Origin of the sequence: Pandoraea anapnoica, from assembly GCF_902459765.1 — a bacterium.
GTDB lineage: Bacteria > Pseudomonadota > Gammaproteobacteria > Burkholderiales > Burkholderiaceae > Pandoraea > Pandoraea anapnoica.
In genome coordinates this window covers 71751-95012 of record NZ_CABPSP010000006.1, presented here as the reverse complement: position 1 = coordinate 95012, position 23262 = coordinate 71751, and the positions used below count along the sequence as shown (strand labels likewise).

General features: G+C 61.1%; 22 protein-coding genes and 1 tRNA gene. 11 read left to right on the top strand and 12 right to left on the bottom strand.

The annotated features are described in order from the left end of the window. The first annotated feature begins 97 nt into the window (after positions 1-97). Positions 98-1243 (top strand): porin, encoded by a 1146-nt coding sequence (locus PAN31117_RS11875; protein WP_150738363.1) that lies wholly within the window; start codon positions 98-100, stop codon positions 1241-1243. A gap of 54 nt (positions 1244-1297) precedes the next feature. On the opposite strand, the gene PAN31117_RS11870 is transcribed toward PAN31117_RS11875, so the two are convergent. Further along, entirely contained in the window at positions 1298-2200 is a 903-nt protein-coding gene (locus PAN31117_RS11870; protein ID WP_150738362.1) for a LysR family transcriptional regulator, read from the bottom strand. Between the two features lie 130 nt (positions 2201-2330). Between PAN31117_RS11870 and PAN31117_RS11865 the strand changes: the two genes are divergently transcribed. Genes PAN31117_RS11865 through PAN31117_RS11855 form a run of 3 tightly spaced genes read left to right on the top strand, consistent with a single transcriptional unit; the run spans position 2331 to position 4939 of the window. Then, positions 2331-3632 (top strand): CaiB/BaiF CoA transferase family protein, encoded by a 1302-nt coding sequence (locus tag PAN31117_RS11865; protein WP_150738361.1) that lies wholly within the window; start codon positions 2331-2333, stop codon positions 3630-3632. Positions 3633-3634: 2 nt separating this feature from the next. Further along, positions 3635-4063 carry a PaaI family thioesterase gene (locus tag PAN31117_RS11860; RefSeq protein ID WP_246189042.1) on the top strand — a complete coding sequence of 143 codons (429 nt, stop codon included), beginning with the start codon at positions 3635-3637 and terminating at the stop codon, positions 4061-4063. A 21-nt stretch (positions 4064-4084) separates the two neighbouring features. Beyond that, a complete protein-coding gene (locus PAN31117_RS11855; RefSeq protein ID WP_150738360.1) occupies positions 4085-4939 on the top strand; it encodes an HpcH/HpaI aldolase/citrate lyase family protein in 855 nt (284 codons plus the stop codon). Between the two features lie 91 nt (positions 4940-5030). Here PAN31117_RS11855 and PAN31117_RS11850 read toward each other — a convergent pair whose 3' ends face one another. From PAN31117_RS11850 to PAN31117_RS11835, 4 genes are all read right to left on the bottom strand, one after another. Further along, the gene (locus PAN31117_RS11850) at positions 5031-5735 is read right to left on the bottom strand and encodes a haloacid dehalogenase type II (protein WP_150738359.1); all 705 of its coding nucleotides are present in this window, start codon (positions 5733-5735) and stop codon (positions 5031-5033) included. Between the two features lie 224 nt (positions 5736-5959). Next, positions 5960-7624 carry an MFS transporter gene (locus PAN31117_RS11845; protein WP_150738503.1) on the bottom strand — a complete coding sequence of 555 codons (1665 nt, stop codon included), beginning with the start codon at positions 7622-7624 and terminating at the stop codon, positions 5960-5962. Positions 7625-7966: 342 nt separating this feature from the next. Further along, positions 7967-9388, bottom strand: a complete 1422-nt coding sequence (locus PAN31117_RS11840) for an MFS transporter (protein ID WP_150738358.1) — start codon at positions 9386-9388, stop codon at positions 7967-7969. Positions 9389-9681: 293 nt separating this feature from the next. Then, positions 9682-10338: a GntR family transcriptional regulator gene (locus PAN31117_RS11835; RefSeq protein WP_150738357.1), complete on the bottom strand. Its 657-nt coding sequence runs from the start codon at positions 10336-10338 to the stop codon at positions 9682-9684. Positions 10339-10370: 32 nt separating this feature from the next. On the opposite strand from PAN31117_RS11835, the gene PAN31117_RS11830 reads away from it, so the two are divergent. Next, positions 10371-11528 carry a pyridoxal phosphate-dependent aminotransferase gene (locus PAN31117_RS11830; RefSeq protein WP_150738356.1) on the top strand — a complete coding sequence of 386 codons (1158 nt, stop codon included), beginning with the start codon at positions 10371-10373 and terminating at the stop codon, positions 11526-11528. Position 11529: 1 nt separating this feature from the next. Here PAN31117_RS11830 and PAN31117_RS11825 read toward each other — a convergent pair whose 3' ends face one another. After that, positions 11530-11892, bottom strand: a complete 363-nt coding sequence (locus tag PAN31117_RS11825; RefSeq protein ID WP_150738355.1) for a LysR substrate-binding domain-containing protein — start codon at positions 11890-11892, stop codon at positions 11530-11532. 197 nt (positions 11893-12089) lie between these two features. Here PAN31117_RS11825 and PAN31117_RS27130 point away from each other — a divergent pair, with 197 nt between their 5' ends. From PAN31117_RS27130 to PAN31117_RS11815, 3 genes are all read left to right on the top strand, one after another. Then, positions 12090-12260 carry a hypothetical protein gene (locus tag PAN31117_RS27130; protein WP_174990927.1) on the top strand — a complete coding sequence of 57 codons (171 nt, stop codon included), beginning with the start codon at positions 12090-12092 and terminating at the stop codon, positions 12258-12260. Between the two features lie 119 nt (positions 12261-12379). Continuing rightward, positions 12380-13000, top strand: a complete 621-nt coding sequence (locus PAN31117_RS11820; RefSeq protein WP_150738354.1) for an alpha/beta fold hydrolase — start codon at positions 12380-12382, stop codon at positions 12998-13000. A 132-nt stretch (positions 13001-13132) separates the two neighbouring features. Continuing rightward, entirely contained in the window at positions 13133-13366 is a 234-nt protein-coding gene (locus PAN31117_RS11815; protein ID WP_150738353.1) for a helix-turn-helix domain-containing protein, read from the top strand. 87 nt (positions 13367-13453) lie between these two features. On the opposite strand, the gene PAN31117_RS11810 is transcribed toward PAN31117_RS11815, so the two are convergent. The 5 genes from PAN31117_RS11810 to PAN31117_RS11790 form a co-directional block, all read right to left on the bottom strand. Continuing rightward, positions 13454-13544 (bottom strand) — tRNA-Ser (locus PAN31117_RS11810). A gap of 102 nt (positions 13545-13646) precedes the next feature. Continuing rightward, on the bottom strand, positions 13647-14951 hold the full coding sequence (gene serS, locus PAN31117_RS11805) for a serine--tRNA ligase (protein ID WP_150738352.1): 1305 nt from the start codon (positions 14949-14951) through the stop codon (positions 13647-13649). Between the two features lie 213 nt (positions 14952-15164). Beyond that, positions 15165-16586, bottom strand: coding sequence for a replication-associated recombination protein A (locus PAN31117_RS11800; RefSeq protein ID WP_150738351.1), 1422 nt, complete (start codon positions 16584-16586; stop codon positions 15165-15167). A 141-nt stretch (positions 16587-16727) separates the two neighbouring features. After that, complete coding sequence (lolA, locus tag PAN31117_RS11795) at positions 16728-17378, bottom strand: outer membrane lipoprotein chaperone LolA (RefSeq protein WP_150738350.1); 651 nt, start codon at positions 17376-17378, stop codon at positions 16728-16730. Between the two features lie 5 nt (positions 17379-17383). Then, entirely contained in the window at positions 17384-19714 is a 2331-nt protein-coding gene (locus PAN31117_RS11790; protein WP_150738349.1) for a DNA translocase FtsK, read from the bottom strand. Positions 19715-20153: 439 nt separating this feature from the next. On the opposite strand from PAN31117_RS11790, the gene trxB reads away from it, so the two are divergent. From trxB to PAN31117_RS11775, 3 genes are all read left to right on the top strand, one after another. Next, positions 20154-21110 carry a thioredoxin-disulfide reductase gene (gene trxB, locus PAN31117_RS11785; protein WP_150738348.1) on the top strand — a complete coding sequence of 319 codons (957 nt, stop codon included), beginning with the start codon at positions 20154-20156 and terminating at the stop codon, positions 21108-21110. A 206-nt stretch (positions 21111-21316) separates the two neighbouring features. After that, complete coding sequence (locus PAN31117_RS11780; RefSeq protein ID WP_150738347.1) at positions 21317-22000, top strand: Smr/MutS family protein; 684 nt, start codon at positions 21317-21319, stop codon at positions 21998-22000. 128 nt (positions 22001-22128) lie between these two features. After that, positions 22129-22749, top strand: coding sequence for a trimeric intracellular cation channel family protein (locus PAN31117_RS11775; RefSeq protein ID WP_370855751.1), 621 nt, complete (start codon positions 22129-22131; stop codon positions 22747-22749). A 115-nt stretch (positions 22750-22864) separates the two neighbouring features. Here PAN31117_RS11775 and PAN31117_RS11770 read toward each other — a convergent pair whose 3' ends face one another. Then, positions 22865-23203: a P-II family nitrogen regulator gene (locus tag PAN31117_RS11770; RefSeq protein ID WP_010805431.1), complete on the bottom strand. Its 339-nt coding sequence runs from the start codon at positions 23201-23203 to the stop codon at positions 22865-22867. Positions 23204-23262: the final 59 nt, after the last annotated feature.

Sequence of the window (23262 nt, the reverse complement as noted above, 5' to 3'; positions counted from 1 at the left end):
ATCGGCACAGGGTTTCATCATTCCACAAAAATTAGTAATCCGAATTTTATAGGCGATTTTTTGTAGACGTGGCACATGACAGGAAAGGGGAAGCGCAATGAAACAGCAGGTGAAGTGGATATTGGGCTTGTGGGCGTTGTCCGCAGGTCTTGCGTACGGGCAGTCCAGCGTGACGCTGTACGGCGTGATCGACACAGGCATCGACTATGTCAGCAATAGCGGCGGGAAATCGCAGTGGTCGGTTGTCGACGGCACGCTCTCGGGAATCTACGGCAGTCGCTGGGGACTCATGGGCAGCGAGGACCTCGGTGGCGGCCGTTCCGTGTCGTTCAAGCTGGAGAACGGGTTCAATTCGGCGAATGGTCAGCTCTTTCAGGGCGGGCGCCAGTTCGGGCGACAGGCCTACATTGAATTGCGCGATCGGTCGCTCGGCTCGCTCGCTATCGGCCGGCAATACGACGAGATCGTGGACTTCGTGCAGCCTGTGACGTTTAACGGCAACTGGGGGCCGATGTTCGCGCATGCCAGCGACATCGACAACACAAGCGATTCGTACCGCGTGAACAATGCAATCAAGTTCACCAGCGTCGACTACGGCGGTCTCTCCTTCGCGGCCATGCTGGGGCTATCGAATTCGAACGCTCCGGGCACCTCGACGATAGGCACATGGAGCGCGGGCGTGCGTTACCGTCTCGGCGCGCTGCTGTTCGCGGGCGGCTATTTGCAGGCGAAACATCCCGCGACGCTGTTCCCCGACGGCAACTTCCTCGCCAATACGAGCGGCGCAGCCATCGGTGCGGCGGGACCGTTCAGCTATGTCGGCAACCCCGCGTCACTTCAGGAGTGGGGGCTGGGGGCCACGTGGGGTATCGATGCCGTGACGCTGGGGGCTAACTACACACGCACGTTGTTCGGTCAGGCCAACGGCACGGCTTCGACGGTGACGTTCACGAACTACGAGGTGTGGTTGAACTATGAGTTCGCACCGTCCTGGACCGTAGGTGGGGAGTACACCTACACCGTCGGCAGTATCGGCTATTCGGGCGCGTCGCCAGGCTATCAGTTGGTCGGGCTTGTGATCGACAAGAAGATGTCCAAGCGAACTGAGCTTTACGCCATGTCGTCGTTCCAAAGAGCGAACGCCAGCGCCGCGCACGCAGACATCTTCGAGGGGGCTATCGCCAGTGCCTCATCGTCACGCAATCAGGCCGCGCTACGGGTGGGCATGGTGCATAAGTTCTGAGGCGCTGGCGTAATGTCCGGCCGGTACGCGTGAGGGCGCGCATCGGCCGCATGCCTATATCGAAGCACAGGCGTTCACGATCAGATCCCGCATCCACTTGTGCGAGGCGCTGTTGTCGTTGCGGCGATGCCAGTAGATATCCCACGAAAACGGCTCGGAAGGGAACGGCAGTGGCCGCACGGCAATGACTTCCGAAGCCAGCCGGGCAGCCAGCTTTCCGGAGATGACGGCGATCAGATGGCTCTCCTGCAGAATCGGTGGAATCAACAGCCAATGCGGAACCTTCGCCACAACCTTTCTGCCCAGCCCCTGATCGGCTAGCACGTTATCGACGAAACGAATATCCGTGGGACTCATGGCGACGCGCAGGTGATCGGCTTCGAGAAAGCGTTTCATCGTCAGCTTGCCGGCCGCGAGCGGATGGTCGGCACGCATGACACACACCATCTGGTCCATGAAAAGTGGCTGACTGCGAATGTTGGACGCGTGCTGGAGCTGCATGCTCAGGCCAAAGTCCAGTTCATCGCTCTCAAGCGCCTTGATGGTGCGCTCGGGCGACATGTGCAGAATGTCGAGCGTGACACCCGGGGCCGATTCGGCGATGGCCGCGAGAATCTGCGGGAGCACCAGACTCCCCACCAGATCCGACATGCGCGCCGTGTATTCGCGCTGCGCCGTGGCGGGGTCGAAGTTCACGTCGCTCGACATCAGGCGTTCCGTCTGTCGAAGGATCTGTCTGACCGACTCCCCGAGTTCGATGGCGCGGGGTGTCGGCTCCATCGTGCCGCCGGAACGAATGAAAAGATCGTCCTTGAAAACGTGGCGAAGCCTCGCCAGCGCGTTGCTCATGGCTGGTTGACTCATCGGGATACGCAGCGCGGCGCGAGTGACGTGCCGCTCGCGCATCAGCGCATCGAAGATGACCAGCAGATTCAGGTCGACGGAGCGTAGATTCATACCGGGCAGTCTCGGGTGTGTTGCGTCTTGCGCCATATCCTACATGAATATTCGAATACTCAAAATCCATTTCATTGATATGCGGCACGCCGCTAAGCTGGCTGGAGATCCGTGAAATAGGAGACTCATAATGGACCAGCGTCTGTCTGCCGACGCCACTGCTTCCGCAACTGCCGGCAGTGCACGGCACGCCCCGGCCCGCCCGCTGGAGGGTATTCGGATCATCGACCTGACCCGCGTCGTGTCCGGCCCGTTCGCCACCATGCATCTGGGCGATCTGGGGGCGGACGTCATCAAAATCGAAGCCCCCGCCAAGGGCGACGACAGCCGCGCCTTCGGGCCGCCGTTCGTTGAAGGGGAAAGCGCGTATTTCCTGTCGGTCAATCGCAACAAGCGCAGCTGCGCCATCGATCTGAAGCATGAGGCAGGCCGCAAACTGCTGCTCGAACTCGTGGAGACAGCCGACGTCGTGATCGAGAACTTTCGCCCCGGCACGATGCAGCGGCTCGAGCTCGACCTCGCGACGTTGCGTCAGCACAATCCACACCTCATCTGCTGCTCGATTTCCGGTTTCGGATCGCAGGGGCCCGACGCGCAGCGTCCCGGCTACGACCTGATCGTTCAGGGCGAATCCGGTGTCATGGACATTACAGGCGAAGCGGGTGGCCAGCCGACCAAAGTCGGCACGTCCATCGCCGACATGGTCGCGGGCCTGTTTGCCGTCCAGGGCATTCTCTCGGCCCTCTATGAGCGCGCGCACACGGGTGTGGCGCGTTGTGTGGAGATCTCCATGCTCGACGCCCTCGCCTCGCTGCTGACATTCAACGCCGGCATCTACTTTACGACGGGGCAATCGCCGACCCGGCGCGGCAACGAACACCCCACCATCAGCCCATACGAGACATTCGAGACATCGGATGGGTGGATCAATCTCGGCGTCGCGAACGACAAATTCTGGCGGCTGTTCTGCGACATCACCGGGGCACGGGCTTTGTACGATGACGCACGTTTCGTCACGGCACCGCAACGCGTTGAGCACCGGCAGGCGCTCAGGCCGCTTGTGAGCGACATTTTGCGCGGCAACACCCGCAGCCACTGGGTGGAAAAGCTCGGCGCGGCCGGTGTGCCCTGTGGGCTGATTCGCACTGTCGGCGAGGTGTGCGAAGCCCCCCAGTTGACGCAGCGCGGCATGATCGTTTCGATGCAACATCCCGTCGCGGGCGAGGTGAAGAACATCGCAACGCCCGTCCGGTTCGACGACGAAGCGATGCGTGCCGCAAGCGCTCCCCCGATGCTCGGCCAGCACACACACGAGATTCTCTCGACGGTGCTCGGTATTTCCGACGATGTGATCGACACGTTACGCTCGCACGGCACCATCCGCGACGGCGCCACTCAAGCAGGCCAGATAAAGCAGGTCGCGAAAAAATGACCATGGAAAAACGCATCGACGAAGCACAGGCGAGAGAAGCCTTCGAGGCAGCACTCCAAAGCTATCACCAGGACTTCAACACGTTCTTCCTGCTCAAGTTATATGGGATGGACGTCACTTACGCCGATGCGTCGTGCACCGTCGCCATGCCGGTCCTGGACTTCATGTTCAACCCGCAGGGATCGTTGCATGGCGGGGTCATCGCAACGTTGCTCGACATCTCGATGGGGCACCTGCTCCGCCATGAGGTCGGCGCAGGCGCCACACTCGCCATGAACATCCAGTACACCCGGGCGACCCGCGAAGGCCGGGTGAGTGCGACAAGTCGCTTCAGCAGCCGGGGACGGCAGATCTGCTTCCTTCAGTCCGAGGCGCGCGACGCCGCCAATGTCCTGCTCGCTAGTGCTACGTCGACCTGGAAGGTGCTCTAACTTCAAAGGAATGGGATTGCCATGACCTCCTCCGACTCGACGCCTGACAACGCTGCTCGACTCGACACCGCCCAGACGTTCCTTTTCGTACCCGGCGACCGCCCGGAGCGCTTCGCGAAGGCGTTGAAGTCCGACGCCGACATGGTCATCATCGATTGGGAGGCGTCTGTCATCGACGCGAACAAGCTGGCGGCTCGCGAGCATACGGCGGCGTTTGCCTGCCGCAATGACAGCCACCGCATCCTCATCCGACTCAACCCTTCGACCGGGACACATTTCGAGCACGACGCCAAAGCCATCGCCATGCTTCATGACCGTATCGCCGGCGTCTTCCTCACCATGGTCGATACCGTCGATGCGCTCACCGCAGCGGCGGCAGCATTGCCGGGGTCGCTGGCGCGAGTCGGCATGATTGAAACGGCGTGCGGCATCCTGAATGTCGATTCGATTGCAGACAGCGGGAAAGTTTGCCGTCTGGCGTTCGGCAACATGGACTTCCAGACGGCGCTGTCTTTGCCACCTGACGAGCACACCGGACTGCTCTACCCGAGCGCCAGGATTGTCACTGCGTCCAGCGCAGCCGGCTTGCCCGCCCCTGTTGCAGGCGCAACCGAGCATATCGCGGATCTGAGCGCCTTCGAACGCTCGGCGCGCTTCGAGCGCAATCTCGGCTTTCTCGGCAAGCTCTGCGTCCATCCGACGCAACTCCCGCTTGCGCGCGCTATCTTCTCCCCTTCGGCACACGACATCGCCTGGGCACAGCGCGTGATCGAAGCCACCCAAGCCTCCCACGCCGTGATGATCGATGGCCGAATGGTCGATCGTCCCGTCATCGACCGGGCCAACGCGATTTTGCGTCGGGCTAATCGCAATTAATCCTCCGCCGTTAAAAAAAGGGGGGGGTGGCGATCATCCGCCACACCCCTGAGGAAAATACTGCCCTGAGTGATAGTTACGGGTTCCCGGCTCAGACGATCAGATCGGCCAGCGACTTCATGTCGTCGACCCACAGATCCGGCTGGTGCGGTGTGCCGCCGAACGGGCGCTTCCGACGATCGATGAAGGCACTACGCATGCCTGCGGACTTCGCGCCCAGACAGTCGAACGCATGGTTGGCGACGAACAGGACTTCGTCCATACGCACACCCATGATTTCTGCGGCCTTCGTGTACGTCGCCACGTGCGGCTTAAACGAGTTAGCTTCGGCCACCGAGATCACTTTGTCGAACGGAATCCGGTGATATTGCTTCGCCGTTTCCAGCATGTCGCGGTCACCGTTGGAGAGCACGACGATCTTGTACTTCGTCTGAAGGCGGGCCAGCGCCTCGGGAACGTCCGGGAACGGCTTGAGTTTCTCGATGTTGGATACAAGGTACTCGACTTCTTCGCGCGTGTAGGAGATGCCCGCACGGTCGAGCGTGTAAGACACCGCCCGATGGCCGATCTCACGATACGGCGTGTGCTCCTTATGCAGCAGGGCGTCGATCATCGAGTTCTCAAAGTGCGTGCGGCGCCACCAGGTAACGAACGAATTCGGGTTGCCTGTCCAGCCCTTGTCGCGCAGGAACGGCGTGGCGACCTGCGTCAACCCGCTCTGCATATCGACGACCGTGCCGTACTGGTCGAACATCACAACCTTGATCTCATTTTTCAGCTGCTCCACATCTGCCATGTCATGGCCTCCTGTTGATTTGAGCGTCGCGAATTCACCGTGAAGTCGCTACCCAATCAATGTAAGCAATCGAGTTTTATTTTTGAAATCCATTTTTATCATTTCGTTATTGATTATAAAAATAGTACTGACAATGTACGTCCGACACCGAATGGCGGGACAACAAAATGGGCAAGGAAGCTGCGAAGCCTCCTTGCCCTACCCACCGACAAAAGTGACGAACGTCAGTCGTCCCGATACATCTGATCTCGCGTCGGCTCCTTGATAAAGCACAAGCCGATCACACCCGATATCGCCGCCACGGTCACCGGATACCACAAGCCAAAGTAGATGTCGCCACGTTGTGCCACGAGCGCAAAACATATCGTCGGCAACAATCCACCAAAGTAGCCGTTACCGATGTGGTACGGCAACGACATCGCCGAATACCGGATACGCGTGGGGAACATTTCGACGAGGATCGCTGCAATCGGCCCCAACGTCATCGCACCATAGGCCATGAGCACGATCAGCAAGATTAGGATCATGGGCTGGTTCACTGCGTTGGGGTCAGCACTCGCCGGATATCCCGCATGCGAGAGCGCCTGCACGACGGCCGCCCGGAATCCCTGTTCCTCTGCTCTCGCCTGTGCCGGAGGAAGTCCTCGCAATGAAGGGACGGCGATCTCCGCCGTCCCGACGCGAACGAGTGTTTCGGCGCCGGCCGGGGCCGGAACACTCGCGTAGCTTGCCGAGTTGGCAGACAGCACCCGTCGTGCCACGTCACAGGCATTGTCGAAGGTGGCGGTGCCCGTCGGGTTGAACTGGAACGAGCAGTCGGCCGGGTCTCCGACGATGACCACGGGCGACGTCTGCTGCGCGCGCGCGAGTGCCGGATTGGCGAAGTGTGTGAGGCCCTGAAAAATCGGGAAGAGCGTCGCCGCCGCCAGAAACAGGCCGCACAGGATGACGGGTTTGCGGCCGACGCGGTCCGATAATCTGCCAAAGAAGATGTACAGCGGTGAACTGATGACCAGCGCCAGGCCGACGAGCAGATTGGTGGTGCCAGTATCGAGCTTGAGCGTCTGCGTGAGAAAGAACATGGCGTAGAACAGCGCGGTGAACCACACCACGGCCTGCCCGGCGAGAAGCCCGAACAGCGCTTGCAGCACCAACTTGAGATTGCTCCACTTGCCGAAGGCTTCGGTCAGCGGCGCACGGGACGTGCGTCCCTCTGCCTTGATCTTCTGGAATGCCGGGGACTCTTGCATTGAAACGCGCACATAGACTGATACAGCCAGAAGCACCCCGGAGAGAAGGAACGGAATGCGCCAGCCCCAGACGTCGAAGGATTTTCCTGTCAGTGCCCGCATGGCGATGATGACGACGAGCGACAGCAGCAACCCGACCGTAGACGTCGTCTGGATCCAGGCGGTCCAACCGCCACGCTTGTCGTTGGGCGCATGCTCTGCGACATATGTCGCCGCCGCACCGTACTCGCCACCGAGCGCCAGCCCTTGCAGCATGCGCAGCAACACGAGCACGATGGGCGCCGCGACGCCCATCGTCTGATAGCCGGGCAACACACCGACCAACAGCGTAGAGCCCCCCATGATGACGATCGTAAGCAGGAACGTGCGTTTTCGCCCTACCAGATCCCCCAGGCGTCCGAAGATCAGCGCCCCGATCGGCCGCACGATGAAACCGGCCGCGAAGGTTAGCAGCGCAAATACGAACGCCGCCGTGTGATTCAGGCTACTGAAGAACTGCGTGGCAATCACGGCGGCCAGTGCGCCGTACAAAAAGAAGTCGTACCACTCGAACACCGCCCCCAACGACGCGGCGAATATGATTTTTTTTTCGTCGGCCTCGATCACGCGCGGCGGCGACGAGGCAATCTCGTTGTGCATCATGTCTCATCCATCTCCTCGTTACACCGACGAACGTGCCGGCGCTTTATCTCGGCACGAACGCTCCGGTGCGCGTCCAGACGCCAGTCCATCAACGATATGTCGCGGGACTTTATTTTAAAAATCGATAAGATGTATCAAACTATTCTTTTTATGAATAGCTTCGAGATGACGGCATGCACAGGGCACTGGATGGAGGGGCGCGCGCTGCGTCACATGGCGTGGAGACGCCCAGAGTGAGCAACAGCCGGGATTTCACCGCGCGCTGACCGAGGATCGGCAGAGGTGGTGACTGGGAGGCGTGGGTAGGATGTGCAGGAGGCGCGGACCGGGCGATGACAACTATCGCGGCAGCCGGGTCGACAGCAGGCCGCCGACGATCAGCAGCGCGACGTTGCAAGTCAGTGCCAGCACAAATGCATGGGTATAAGCGGCGACGTCGTGCCCGGTCCCCAGGGCGCTGTAGAAGACGCCTCCGATGATGGCTACGCCAAGCGCCGCCCCAATCTGAAATGTCGAGATCACGACCCCGGAAGCCAGACCTGCGTGACGCGGTTCCACGCCACCGATGACCGCTTTGATCACGGACGGCATGACGAGACCATATCCCAGACCGGCGACGAACAATCCCCACTCCACCAGAGGCAGGCGCGCGTCGCCCACGGCCCAGATCACGCTACCGAAGCCGAGCACCTGCACCCCAAAGCCGAGCGTCAGCGCGCGCGAGCCGAGCCAGCGCATAAAGCGCGCAGCGACGAACGACGCGCCGAAGTAGCCAATCGCAAACGGCAACGTGCGCATACCGGCATCGAGTGGCGTGAGCTTCAGGCCGCTCTGCAAGTAGATTGAGAACATCAGATAGAACGACGACAACATGTAGTAAAGGAGCGCCATCGCTATGCCGACCGCGAGCCCGGGCTGACGGAACAGGTTCAGATCCACAAGCGGTGCGCCGCCGCGTCGGGCGAGTCGGTGCTCGTATCGCACGAAACTCAACAACGCAAGCGGCGACGACGCCAGCATTGCTAAAGTCCATACGGGCCACCCCACGCTTCGACCTTCGATCAGCGGATAGACGAGCAAACCGAGCGCGGCGGACAAACGAATGACCCCGCCGATATCCAGACGTTGGGCATGATCGGCTCGCGATTCGCCGAGAAACCGCAGACCACCGAGAAACGCCGCCACACCGATGGGCACGTTGACGAGAAAGATTGCCTGCCAGGCCAAACCCAGCGGATGCGTCGTCACCAGGACCCCGCCAAGGATCTGACCGGCGATATTCGCCAATCCGAACACAGCACCGTAAAGTCCTAGCGCAGTGCCCTGTTCCGCCGCAGGGAACAACACTCGAATGGAAGCAAGCACCTGCGGCGCCATAACAGTCGCAGTGAGTCCTTGAAGAATGCGTCCTGCAATCAGGACTTCCGGCGAACCCGCCACGCCGCACAGCACGGAGGCGAGCGTGAATCCCGCCACGCCAGACATAAACATACGCTTGCGCCCTAGCCAATCACCAAGCCGGCCACCCGTGATGAGGAAGACCGCATACGTGGCGGCATAGGCCGAGATGACAAACTGTGTGTCGCTGGCCGTCGCCCCCAGATCGCGGCTGATCTCAGGTAAGGCAAGATTCACGACATTGAAATCGAGAATCGGAAGAAAGGCCCCGGTCAACAGAACAGGCAACGCAACCCACCGGTTTGGATCGCCCGGCGCCTCCAAGGCGTCCGGCTGTTTAACACGTCCCGCTTCGATGCTCATGACTGGCTCCGGCCCTGGGCAATGCGAGATGTCGTGTCGTGCAGCACTGGCGATGTCATGTCTTTCGTCCACGAAGGAAGGTGAAGAAAGTATGTGTGCGACGAAAGACAGCGTACAGATATGGTTCGATATTTCTAAAATAGCGAATATGAATGACTGGATTGGCTGCAACCGCTATCGAATCGGTCGCTGTTTTCGTTCTGGCCGCCGATCCGGGCACCTCACCGAAGCAGCGCTAGCGCTCCGGGCTTCGCGAGTCGACTGAACGAAATGCATCAACCGATTCACGCGCATCAACTCGCCAGGGCTTCGCGCAGTGCGATCTGCATGACCTCACCCGCCGACAGGATGTGCGCTTTCGTCAGGCGTTTCGCGGTGCGCCGGTCGTCCGCGAGCACGGCCTCCAGAATGGCGGCGTGTTCGGCAAACGAAATGTCCTGATAGCGTTCCAGTTGCCACACAAGTCGTAGATAGCGATCGGTCTTGCGCCAGATGGCTTCGAGCGTTTCCATCAAATGGCGGCGACCACTCGCCTGATAGATCGCCCGGTGAAACGCCCAGTTGTCGACCGACCAGTACTCGACTTCGTCCGCTGTCTCGTCCTGCGCAAGAATCGCGCGCACCGCAGCTTCATCGCTCGGACCGAATCCATCTATTGCGGCGTCGAGCGCCAGCAGCTCTAACGCCACCCGCATTTCCGTCAACTCCGAAGCCTCGGACGTCGTCATCGCCGAAACAAACGCGCCGCGATTCGGCACGATCGTCACATAGCCGCTCGACTGCAACTCCACGAATGCCTCCCGAACCGGGATATGGCTCGTGCCGAATTCTCTCGCGATCAATTCCTGACGCAACTGTGTCCCGGGTGCCCATTCTCCGCCGGCAATACGTTCGCGCAAACGCTCCGCCAACGAAACGGAAGAAAACTTGCCATTTACGGTTTTTTTCATTTTAATATATTAAAACAACATCGGAGGTCGATATGACGGTATCTCGATTGAAGAAAATTCCCGGAATCGGTGTGGATCGTGTGGGCGATGCAGCGGACTCGCTAGGCGATCCGGACAATTTTAGGCTTGAGAATCTGGATACCGATCTGCGCCCCCCGGCGGTAGCCCTTGCGCGTACGCGCGAGGCAATCGATGACGACGCGGCCAACAGCTATCTCCCGTTCACCGGTCTTCGACCACTGCGCGAAGCCGCGGCGGCGCGGGTGGGGCGCAGCGCAGGCACGGAATACGACCCGGCGAGCGAGTGCATCATATCGGCGGGCGGCCTAACGGGCATCCTGAACGTTCTGCTTGCGCTCCTGGAACCCGGCGACGAAGTCGTGCTCACCGATCCCATCTATGCAGGGCTGATCAATCGCGTCCATCTGGCCGGTGGTGTGCCGAAGTTTGCCCGACTGTCTCCGGAACCCGAGGGCTGGCGCCTCGACCTCGATAGCCTTGCCGCCGCCGTCGGGCCTCGTACCAAAGCCCTGCTGATCGTGTCGCCCTCGATGCCGACCGGTTATGTGCCGACCCTGGAGGAATGGCAGGCCATCGTCGAGCACTGCGTGCAACGGAACATCTGGCTCATTTACGACGCCGCGATGGAACGCATTCTGTTTGGTGGACGGACCGTCGTTCACCCCGCCACGTTTCCGGGCATGAGAGACCGGACGATCACCATCGGTGCGGTGTCGAAAGAGTATCGGATGATCGGATGGCGGGTGGGATGGGTTGTCGGCCCTGAGTCGATCATGAAAGATGTGCGCCTCGTCAGCCTCTCGAACGTGGTCTGTCAGGTCGGAATCGCAATGGACGGTGCGGCCGCCGCGCTTAACGCCACCGACGACGGCGTGGCCGCAGCCGTCGCCGAATGGGAAAGCCGTAGCGACTTCCTGATGGAGGCGCTTTCCGATCTCCCGGTGATTCGTCCGCACGGCGGTTGGTCGATGTTGATCGACACGCGCCGTCTGGGCATCGAGCCACCCGATGCTTCGCGGCGACTGCTTGAGCACGGCAAAGTTGCCGCGACCCCAATGACCGGCTGGGGGCCTACATCGGATCGCTACCTGCGCTTCGTATTCGCCAACGAACCCGTTCATCGTTTGCGTGACATTCGCGAACGCATACGCCGTGCGTGGCAAACGTAAATCACCTCTGTGACGACTTGCAGGACACGGCCTCCCACGGCGCGTCCGGCGAGAATCGCGCGGCCAGCAAATCCACGACATGCCGGACTTTGGCAGACAGGAGCTGGTTCTTCTGCCAAACCGCATGAATCGGAAAACCGTGCGTCCGCACGTCGGGCAACACTTGCTCTAGCTGGTCGGCGGTGAGATGTTCGGCGACCAACCAATCGGACAGCAAAGCGATCCCCTGACCGGCCAGAACGGTATCGAGGATGGCTTTGCATCGGACGATTTTCCGCGACATCGGTCCGGTGCTCTCTCGCCAGTACATCATCGTGCCGAGCAGCACGAAAAATGAACCTGTCACGCTGGTCAAACGCCACACGCGCCTTCCGACGATCGATCGAGATACGTTTAAGCCTGGTGGTTACGCGAGCATGCATCGCACGCGGCACACCAGTCCAGCGCCTGGGTGCGACGTTACGTGCAACCCCACAACATCGGACCGACGCAACCGGGCGAGCCGCTGTATCACCCGCCAGTCAGCAGCATCGACGGCGTAACGCTGATGGGGTTTCCGACGTGAACGATCTTGAGGACTTCTTGCGCAGCCCCGGGCATGAAGCGATTGCGCAAGACGAGGCTGCGATGACGGATCAGGCCGTCAGCGAGTGGTGGGCAGCCATCGGCATGGTGCTGGTCAACCGGATCTCCCCGGAGCGCACCACGGATCCGAATGCGTCAGCAACGTAATGCGCTCCCAAAAACCGTATGATCGTACGTAGCGCCGCATTGTCGGCAGCGCTACATACGCGCATGATCGACAAACGGTTCCAGCTTGATCGATTGTTTTAGCTTAGGAGAATTTAAGCTTGCCAGCTCCCTCGAAACTGCTCTTTCTGCCGGGTGCGTCCGGAAACACTGCGTTCTGGCAGCCCCTCGCGAATCTGCTCACGACGCCTGCCAGGAAAGTCATCCTTGCGTATCCAGGGTTCGGTCAAGAGCCCCCCGCGCCCAATGTCAACAACATCGACGACCTTGTTCGAATGGTCGTATCTCACATCGACCGGCCCACCGCCGTGATAGCCCAATCCATAGGCGGGGTGTTAGCGATTCGCGCGGCGCTGCAAAAGCCTGACCTGATAACCCATCTTGTTTTGACGGTGACCTCTGGCGGAATCGACACACGAGTATTGGGCGCGACAGAGTGGCGAAGCGGATTTATCAATGCAAATCCGTCTTTCCCAGATTGGTTCACGTCGTTCAACGTTGACCTGACTGACGAACTAAGGCGAATTTCACAGCCTGTCCTTTTGCTTTGGGGAGATGCCGATCCGATCAGTCCGCTAGCGGTTGGCCAGCGGCTACTCGAACTGCTTCCTGACGCACAGTTGCACGTAGTCCCAGGCGGTAACCATAATCTGGCGCATGAGCACGCTTCGGAACTCGCTTCCCTTGTAGATGCCCACCTATCGCGCACCAGCGTCGGTTGACGTCCTGCCGAAAAACGGCGCCACCCGAAACCAGAGGTTTCTGGCAATTTTGAAGCCCGGACGAGTTGTGCCGTAAATTCGGAATCTCGGAAGCGACCTACAACAACTGACGAAATATCCGCCAGCGCTCGCATGAACCAATATGAGCGAGGCAAGCACGCCCCTGACTATTGGATGGTCGAGCGCATTGCCGCCAACTTGAATCGTTCGGTCACTTATTTTTTCTCGGCTGACGACTCAGAAGCGAAATTGCGCGTCGCCTACCATCGGCTGCGCGACGAAGACAAGGATCACAACCTGTCCCAAGCTCTGGAGATGATCCGCACTGACAGATGTTCAGTGAAGCACACGAATTCAGTGGGATAACGCGGTCAGCGCCTTCATAGTCATCTTGTAGGTTGCTGACGCACAAAACAAAAAAGCCCTTGAAATTCAAGGGCTTCATTGTTTGCTTGGCGGAGAGGGTGGGATTCGAACCCACGGTACGGTATAACCGTACACCGGATTTCGAGTCCGGCGCATTCGACCACTCTGCCACCTCTCCAAGCGTTCTTTCTGCTTTGGTTCGTTGCCTGAGTGGCCTCAAGCAACGAGAAAGAGATTATAGCCGAATTTCCTTTTTCGACAACCCCTTTTTTAAAGTTTTTTACGCTGTGGGCTCAAGACGCTCAATGCCACCCATGTACGGACGCAGCACATCCGGCACCGTCACCGAACCATCGGCATTCTGATAGTTCTCCAGCACCGCCACCAGCGCTCGTCCTACCGCGAGGCCCGAACCGTTCAGCGTGTGCACCAGCTCCGGCTTGTTCTGCGCATTGCGGAAACGTGCCTGCATCCGGCGCGCCTGGAAGCTCTCCATGTTCGAGCACGACGAAATCTCACGATACGTGTTCTGCGCCGGAATCCACACTTCCATGTCGTACGTCTTCGCACTGCCGAAGCCCATGTCGCCAGTGCACAGCACCAGCGTGCGGTACGGCAATCCAAGCTTCTGCAGAATCGTTTCCGCGTGCCCCACCAGCGTCTCAAGCGCGTCGTACGACTCTTCCGGACGCACCACATGCACCAACTCGACCTTGTCGAACTGATGCTGACGAATCATGCCGCGCGTGTCCTTGCCATAGCTACCTGCCTCCGAGCGGAAGCACGGCGTATGCGCCACCATGCGCATCGGCAACGCGTCGTTCGGCAGCAACTCGTCACGCACCAGATTCGTCAGCGACACTTCCGCCGTCGGAATCAAATAGAAGTTCTCGATGCGTTCGCCCTCTTCACCGCCAACCTTGCGCGGCACCTTGAACAGGTCGTCCTCGAACTTCGGCAACTGGCCCGTACCACGCATCGACGCGGCATTCACGATGTACGGCACGTACGTTTCCGTATAGCCGTGCTCGCTCGTGTGCGTGTCGAGCATGAACTGCGCCAGCGCACGATGCAGACGTGCAATGCCGCCCTTCATCACCGAAAAACGTGCCCCGGCAAGCTTCGCCGCTGCGTCGAAATCCAGCCCCAACGCGGCGCCGAGATCGACGTGATCGCGCGGCGTGAAGTCGAACTCCCGCGGCGTGCCCCAGCGGCGCACTTCCACGTTCTGCGTCTCGTCCGAACCGACCGGCACGCTCTCGTGCGGCAGGTTCGGCACGCCCAGCAGCAAATCCGACAGACGCGTCTGAATCTCTTCCAGACGTACCGACGACGCCTTGAGCGTGTCAGCGATGCCGCCGACTTCGGCGATCTCGGCCGAGGCGTCCTCGCCCTTGCCCTTCTTCATGCCGACCTGCTTGGACAACGCATTGCGACGCGCCTGAAGCTCCTCTGTTTGCGTCTGAATCTGCTTGCGCTCCGCCTCGAGCGCAGCGAATGCCGCCACGTCCAGCGTGTAACCGCGCGCCTTGAGTCGCGCAGCAACGCCGTCGAGATCCTTGCGAAGAAGTTGAATGTCGAGCATGGTGGGAAATCTATTGTGAGCGGCCCACGTGGGTGGACCTTGAATTGGGTATTGGCCGACGGCGGCGTTGCCAGTGCTTTCTCGCCGACGCCAGCACTAATGGCGGGATTTTACCAAACGCGCAGCGCCGTGACGCGATTTGACATGTCGCCAGGCGCCGAGACGCTGCGGCTGCTCGTTACGGTCGCCCGACCCGCACGACAGCGCGCAGACTCATGCGGACTCGTCGTCCCCGGATTCCGAAGACGGCGATTTCTCGGAAGATGAAGACGAAGCAGACGCTTTCCCAGCCGTCGGCGTCTTCGCCGGGGCATCGGTTTTGCGTCCCTTGGCATTCGCACGACGCCATTCGGCATCGAGCGACTTCAGCCAGTTCAGCTTCTCCCCGATCTTGCCTTCCAGACCGCGCGGCACCGGACGGTACCAGTTTTGCGCACGCAAATCGTCGGGGAAATACGTCTCACCGGCAGCATAGGCATCCGGCTCGTCGTGCGCGTAGCGATACTCGTGACCGTAGCCGAGTTCCTTCATCAGCTTGGTCGGTGCATTGCGCAAATGAATCGGTACCGCACGCGACTTGTCCTTGCCGACGAACGCGCGCGCCTGGTTGTACGCGTTGTAGCCCGCATTCGACTTCGGGGCCGACGCGAGATACAGAATCGCCTGCGCCAATGCCAATTCACCTTCAGGCGTGCCGAGACGCTCGTACGTTTCCGCCGCATCCAGCGCGATACGCGCCGCACGCGGGTCGGCCAGGCCGATGTCTTCCCACGCCATACGCACGATCCGGCGCGCCAGATAACGCGGATCGGCACCGCCGTCGAGCATGCGGCAGAACCAGTACAGCGCGCCGTCCGGCGAACTGCCGCGCACCGACTTGTGCAGCGCGCTGATCTGATCGTAGAACGCGTCGCCGCCCTTGTCGAAGCGACGCAGATTCTCGGCGAGCACACTGGCCAGCAGCGCCTCGTCGATCGTCTCCATGTCTTGCGACATCGCGGCCTGCGCAACGATTTCGACGTTGTTCAACAGCTTGCGGCCATCGCCATCCGCCGAATCGATCAGCCCCTGACGCGCTTCGTCGGTGAATTCGATATCGCCCAGCTCATGCGCGGCGCGCGTGACCATCTCGCCGAGCTCTTCGTCGTTCAGGCTCTTGAGCACATACACAGCCGCACGCGAGAGCAATGCGCCATTCACTTCGAACGACGGGTTTTCCGTCGTCGCACCGACAAAGATGAACAAACCGGACTCGACGTGCGGCAGGAAGGCGTCCTGCTGCGCCTTGTTGAAGCGATGCACCTCATCGACGAACACGACCGTCTGCTTGCCCTGCCCGCGCTGAATCTGCGCAGCCTCGACGGCGTCGCGAATGTCCTTCACACCGGAGAGCACGGCCGACAGCGCAATGAAATAGGCCTTGAAGGCGTCCGCCATCAGACGCGCGAGCGTCGTTTTGCCGACGCCCGGCGGGCCCCAGAGAATCATCGAATGGGGACGGCCCGCTTCGAATGCCACGCGCAAAGGCTTTCCCTTGCCCAGCAAGTGACGCTGGCCAATCACATCGTCGATGGTATGGGGGCGAAGGCGCTCGGCCAAAGGCACCGAAGCCGACAAAGGGGCGTCGTTTGGCATGTTCTCAAGCAGCGCGGCCGGGGATGTCCCCGGCCGCAGTCAGATAATCAGATGTCCCCATTATGCCAGTCCGATGGCCGACTCGCCCGCAAAGCGCTTTTCAGACGATGCCGGGCGGCGGGAACAAAGGTCAGCGCAAGCTCAACCCTTGATCACGTCTGCCCCTTTGGGCACGGAGAACTTGAAGTTGCCCGCCGGTAGCGGCGGGTTCTTCTGCATGTTGCTGAACGTGAGCAAGGTCACGTTGCCGAACGCGTCGTACAGCTCCATCGCGGCGAGATTACCGTCGCGAAAACCGATGCCCACGCGCTGGAACTGCGTGTCCTGCGCCTTCGGCTTGAGCTCGACCCAGTCGATGCCGTTCTTCACACCGGCATCCTTGAGCGTGAAACTCTTTTCGATGTCGTTGCTACCGAACAGGATCGCTGCCGGGCTTGCACCCAGCGAGTCGCCCAGTTTGCGCTCGGTTACCTGATTCAGATCCTTGTCATAGACGTAGAGCGTCGTGCCGTCCGCCTGCAACAACTGATCGTAAGGCTTGGTGTAGTGCCAGACGAACTGGCCGGGACGCGAGAACTCGAACGTGCCCGACGCATTGTTCGTCACCTTCATCTCGCCGTTCTGCTGCCCCTTGACTTGCTTCTGCTCGAACTCGCCACGTGCCGACTTCACCTGCGCCGCGAACGCCTTGAGTTGTGCCGTACCGCTCGCGTAAGCCGGTGCGACCAGCGCCGCCAGCGTCACACCGACGGCACCCACCATGAGCGGCAAGCCGCGCTTGAATCCCAGCATATTCTTTATTCTCCCTCGCGATTCGGCACCAGAATTTCCCGGTTGCCGTTGCTCGCCATCGCCGACACAACGCCGGACTGTTCCATCTGTTCGAGCAGGCGCGCCGCCCGGTTGTAGCCGATGCGCAAATGGCGCTGCACCAGCGAGATCGACGCACGGCGCTGCTTGAGCACCACGGCCACGGCCTGATCGTAAAGAGGATCGGACTCGCCGCCCCCCTCGCCAGTTCCACCGCCTCCGCCGCCCGCACCGTCGATACCGCCTTCTTCGCCTTCGACAGCACCATCGAGAAGACCTTCGACGTAGTTGGCCTCGCCCTGCTCCTTGAGCCGCTCGACCACGCGGTGCACTTCGTCATCGGCCACGAACGCACCGTGCACACGCAACGGCAACCCGGTGCCCGGCGGCATGTACAGCATGTCACCCATGCCCAGCAACGTCTCGGCACCCTGTTGGTCCAGAATCGTGCGCGAATCGATCTTCGACGACACCTGGAACGCCACCCGCGTGGGCACGTTTGCCTTGATCAGACCGGTAATGACGTCGACCGACGGACGCTGCGTCGCCAGAATCAGGTGAATGCCCGCCGCGCGCGCCTTCTGTGCAATCCGGGCGATCAGCTCTTCGACCTTCTTGCCGACGACCATCATCAGGTCGGCCAGTTCGTCGATCACGACCACGATGTACGGCAGACGCTGCAACGGCTCGGGTTCTTCCGGCGTCAGCGAGAACGGATTCGGAATATGTTCTTCGCGCTTGGCGGCGTCGTCGATCTTGTTGTTGTAGCCCGCCAGATTGCGAACGCCCAGCTTGCTCATCAGCTTGTAGCGGCGCTCCATCTCGGCCACCACCCAGTTCAGCGCATGGCCAGCCTGACGCATATCCGTCACCACCGGGCACAACAGATGCTGGATGCCCTCGTACATGCTCATTTCGAGCATCTTCGGATCGATCAGGATGAGCCGGACCTGCTCGGCCGTTGCCTTATACAGCAGCGACAGAATCATGGCGTTGATCCCCACCGACTTGCCCGAACCGGTCGTACCGGCCACGAGCAAGTGAGGCATCTTCGCCAGATCGGCCACGACCGGCTTGCCGCCGATGTCCTTACCTAGGGCGAGCGTCAGCAGCGACGACGAACTGTTGTAGACCTCCGAGCCGAGAATCTCCGTCATCCGCACAGTCTGACGACGCGGATTCGGCAACTCCAGCCCCATGAAGTTCTTACCAGGAATGGTTTCGACCACACGGATCGACACCAGCGAAAGCGAACGCGCCAGATCCTTCGCGAGGTTCACGATCTGACTGCCCTTGACGCCCGTGGCCGGTTCGATTTCGTAACGCGTGATGACGGGGCCGGGATAGGCAGCCACGACGCTCACTTCCACACCGAAATCCTTGAGCTTCTTCTCAATCAGGCGCGACGTGAATTCCAGCGTCTCGCCCGACACGGTCTCCTGTGCGACCGGAGCCGGATCGAGCAGCGCCAGCGGCGGCAGGATCGAGTCCGGCAGGTCGGCAAACAACGGGGCCTGCTTTTCCTTCTCGACCCGCTCGCTCTTGGGCACGACCTTGACCGGCGGCACGATCTGCACCGGCTCGTGGACTTCTGCTCTGACCCGGTTCTGCACAACGGCACCTTCACGCGCGATCGCCGCTTCCTCCCCCATCCGACGGTCCTGACGCGCCTCGCGGCGACGACGGATCACTGTGCCGGTATCGAGAATCAGCGCACCGACCTTTTCGGCGGCGGACAACCAGGAGAAATGGAATAGCAGCGACAGGCCGAAGGCGAAGATCAGCAGCAAGGCCAGCGTGCCGCCGGTGAAGCCGAGCGCATGCTGGAAGAAGCCACCGACGGTCTCGCCGATGACGCCGCCCGATGCACGCGGCAACTGAGCCTTGAGACGGTACAGACGCAGGGACTCGATACCAGCGCTCGAGAGCAGCACCATGAGCGACGAGACAATCTCCACCCAGCCGCCGCTCGCGAGGCGTTCGCGCAGCGGAGGCGCTTCGCGTTTGGCGGAGATGCGGCGGTAGCCAGAGATCACGCGGCGGGCGATGAACACCACCAGCCAGTAGGCCGACAGACCGAGCATGAGCAGCAGCATATCGGCGACCCATGCGCCGACGCGTCCCGCCCAGTTGGCGATACGCTCCACATGGGCCGCATGCGTCCAGCTGGGGTCCAGACGGCTGTAGGAGAACAACGCCATCAGCAGGAACACCATCAGCGCGACCTGCGCCATCCAGCGGATTTCATGGAAGAGGTGCGTCACCCGATTGGGCAACGACGATCCGGCACCAGCAGAGTAGGAAGATTTCGTCGTCATCAAGCCATGCGGTTGGGCGGGCAGACGGGCGGCCTGCCGCGCAGCAATGCTCCATTGTAAACAACTATTACATCGATAAACGCATGACCGTCTCAGGAAAGCGTGACAAGCCGTAACGGAGCGGCCTCCAAAGGATCCGCCGGACTCGGGGAGGCTCTGCGGCAAGGCAGAGCAGTCGCCCATGTCCTGCACGCTTGCATCCGGCGCATCTGCCCCCAAATTTGAGAGACATCGCGGGGCGGTGCCTTCGGACGACACCTGGCACCGCCGCCAGGCCCCCAAAGACCGCCCGAAGGCTATCGCCTCGATTGTGAGGCTCCATCAACGAAACATCGTCGGCCCTTTATAATGTCGGTTTGCGCCGGAGCCCCGGTCGCACCCCAGGCGGTGCGCGCTCGGGAATCCGACGCCAGCACCCAACCCCTTTCCGGTGAGTTCCATGTCTGCTGCCAAGCACGCCAAAGTCCTGATTCTCGGTTCCGGCCCTGCCGGCTATAGCGCCGCCGTGTACGCCGCGCGCGCCAACCTCAACCCGGTGCTGATCACCGGTATCGCCCAGGGCGGTCAGTTGATGACCACCACGGACGTCGAGAACTGGCCCGGCGACCCGACGGGCGTGCAAGGCCCGGAACTGATGGCCCGCATGCAGGCGCATGCCGAGCACTTCAACACCGAGATAATTTTCGATCACATTCATACGGTGCGTCTGAATGAGCGCCCGCTGCGTCTGATCGGCGATTCCGGCGAATACACGGCCGACGCCCTGATCATCGCGACCGGCGCTTCGGCGCAGTACCTCGGCCTGCCGTCCGAAAAAGCCTTCTCGGGCCGCGGCGTCTCCGCCTGCGCCACGTGCGACGGCTTCTTCTATCGCGGCAAGGAAGTCTGCGTGGTCGGCGGCGGCAACACCGCTGTCGAAGAAGCGCTGTACCTCTCGAACATTGCCAGCAAAGTCACCGTGATCCACCGCCGCGACAAGTTCCGCGCCGAGCCGATCCTGATCGACCGCCTGCTGGAAAAGGCCAAGCAAGGCGTGGTCGAACTGAAGTACGACAGCGTACTCGACGAAGTGACGGGCGACGACAGCGGCGTGACCGGCGTTCGCATCAAGAACACCAAGACGGGCGCGCACGAAGACATCTCGCTGCACGGCGTGTTCATCGCCATCGGCCACAAGCCGAACACGGGTATCTTCGATGGTCAGCTCGAAATGAAGAACGGCTACATCGTCACGCACAGCGGCCTGAACGGCAACGCCACGGCCACCAGCGTGCCGGGCGTGTTTGCCGCCGGCGACGTCCAGGACCACATCTACCGTCAGGCCATCACCAGCGCCGGCACGGGTTGCATGGCCGCGCTCGACGCCCAGCGTTACCTCGAGAACCTCGACCAGTAATCGCTCTCGCGTCTTTTTTGCGCCTGACGGCGGCGTCCCGGCTGCGTGATGTTTCATGCAGTCGGGACGCCGTCTTCGCTTGTGTCGTCGCCATCATCTTCGTTAAGTGGCGTCACGAGCCGTTATGATTCGGAAACGCGTCTTCGCAACCGCGCAGACGCAACACACCGTTTGCCCTCCCTTTGAACGTCCTTGTTCGCACGATCATGAGCAAGAAACCACCGAAACTCAGCCTCAGCGACCTCTCCAACTTCCGTGACGCACTCGCGACCGAGAGCGCCGCGCGCGAAGCCGAACGCATCGCCGCCGCCAAGCGCGCTGCGCAGGCCAAACGCGATGCCAACGTGTTCCGCGACAGCATCGGCGAGATCGCCCCGCTTGCCAACAAGGGCTCGACCAATCGCGTCGAGCACCCGCGCCTCCCGCCCGAGCCGGTCGCGCGTCAAACCGAGGAAGACGAAGCCGCGGTGCTTCATGAATCCTTGTCCGACGAATTCGACCCCGAAGCGCTGCTCGATACGGACGACCGCCTGTCGTACCGCCGTCCCGGCATCAGCCACGATGCCGTGCTGAAGCTGCAACGCGGCGACTGGGTGGTGCAGGCGCAGATCGACCTGCACGGCATGCGTCGCGACGAAGCCCGCGAAGCGCTCTCCGCCTTCCTGCACGACGCGGTCAAGCGCGGCCTGCGCTGCATTCGCGTGATTCACGGCAAGGGCCTTGGCTCGGCGAACCGTGAACCTGTCCTCAAGGACAAGGTGCGCGGCTGGCTCGCCCAGAAGAACGAAGTGCTGGCATGGGCGCAAGCGCAAGGACGCGACGGCGGGGGCGGTGCGCTGGTAGTATTGCTCCAGGCTTCGCAGGCCCGGGGCGCACGCGCGGGCGACTGACGCGCGCACCTGCACCAGATGCCGCCTCCCGCCAGCGACCGCTGGCACCAAAGATTTCGCTGCCGATCACGACGTATTGACGAGGGACTGTCGACCGTCCCCAACAGGATTCGCCGATGATTCACGAGATGAGCGCTCAGCTGCATACGATCCTGGCCGTCATGGAGGCCATCGCCGTATTGTCGTGCGCCATCTCCGGCTTCGCTGAAGCACGCAAGCAGCATCTCGATCCGGTCGGCGCGTTCGTGCTGGCCTTCGCGACCGCCTTCGGCGGCGGCACGTTACGGGACGTACTGCTCGACCATCGCCCCTTCTACTGGGTCCAGCATCAGTGGTACTCGGTCATCATCCTCGTGCTGTCGTTGTCCACCGGCGTTGTGCTGAAGCTCGTCTCGCGCGTGGCGACCGAGCGCGTGCTGCTCATTACGGACGCCATCGGTCTCGGGTTCTTCAGCGCGTCCGGCACGTCGCTCGCATTGCAGACCGATATGTCAGCATTCATGTCCGTGATGATGGGCGTGATTACCGGCGTGGGCGGCGGCGTGATCCGCGACATCCTCTGCAACGAGGTACCGCTGGTGTTGCGCGACACACGACCGTACGCCGTGTGTGCGTTCATTGGCGGATGGATCTACATCGCGCTGACTTACGTCGACCTCGATCCTGTCTACACCTTGTCGATCAGCGCGTTTTCCGTGATTTTCGTGCGGCTGATCACCGTCGCATTCGACGTGCGCCTCAAGTCCTGAGCCGATCCGGCACCCGCACATCCAAAACGCCAAAGGGCGACGCTGCTCTCGCAGCCGTCGCCCTTCGTTTTTCTGACGCCCTCGCCACAGCGTCGCTGCGGCGATCAACCCGCCATCAGACCGCCTGTTCGCCCTCTTCACCCGTGCGAATGCGGATCACGCGTTCGACATCGGTCACGAAGATCTTGCCGTCGCCGATCTTGCCGGTGCGGGCCGCGCCCAACACGGCGTCGATGACCTGTTCTGCCTGCGCTGCGCTCACCACGACTTCGATCTTGATCTTCGGCAGGAAGTCGACGACGTATTCCGCACCGCGATACAGCTCGGTGTGGCCCTTCTGGCGGCCGAAGCCCTTCACTTCCGTAACGGTCAGACCGGTCACGCCGACTTCGGCCAGCGCTTCACGGACTTCGTCGAGCTTGAAGGGTTTGATGATGGCAGTTACGCGTTTCATTGTCGCCTCGATATCTTGATTGGAATGTTCTGCAATTTCGCCCGGCTATTGTACCGGGC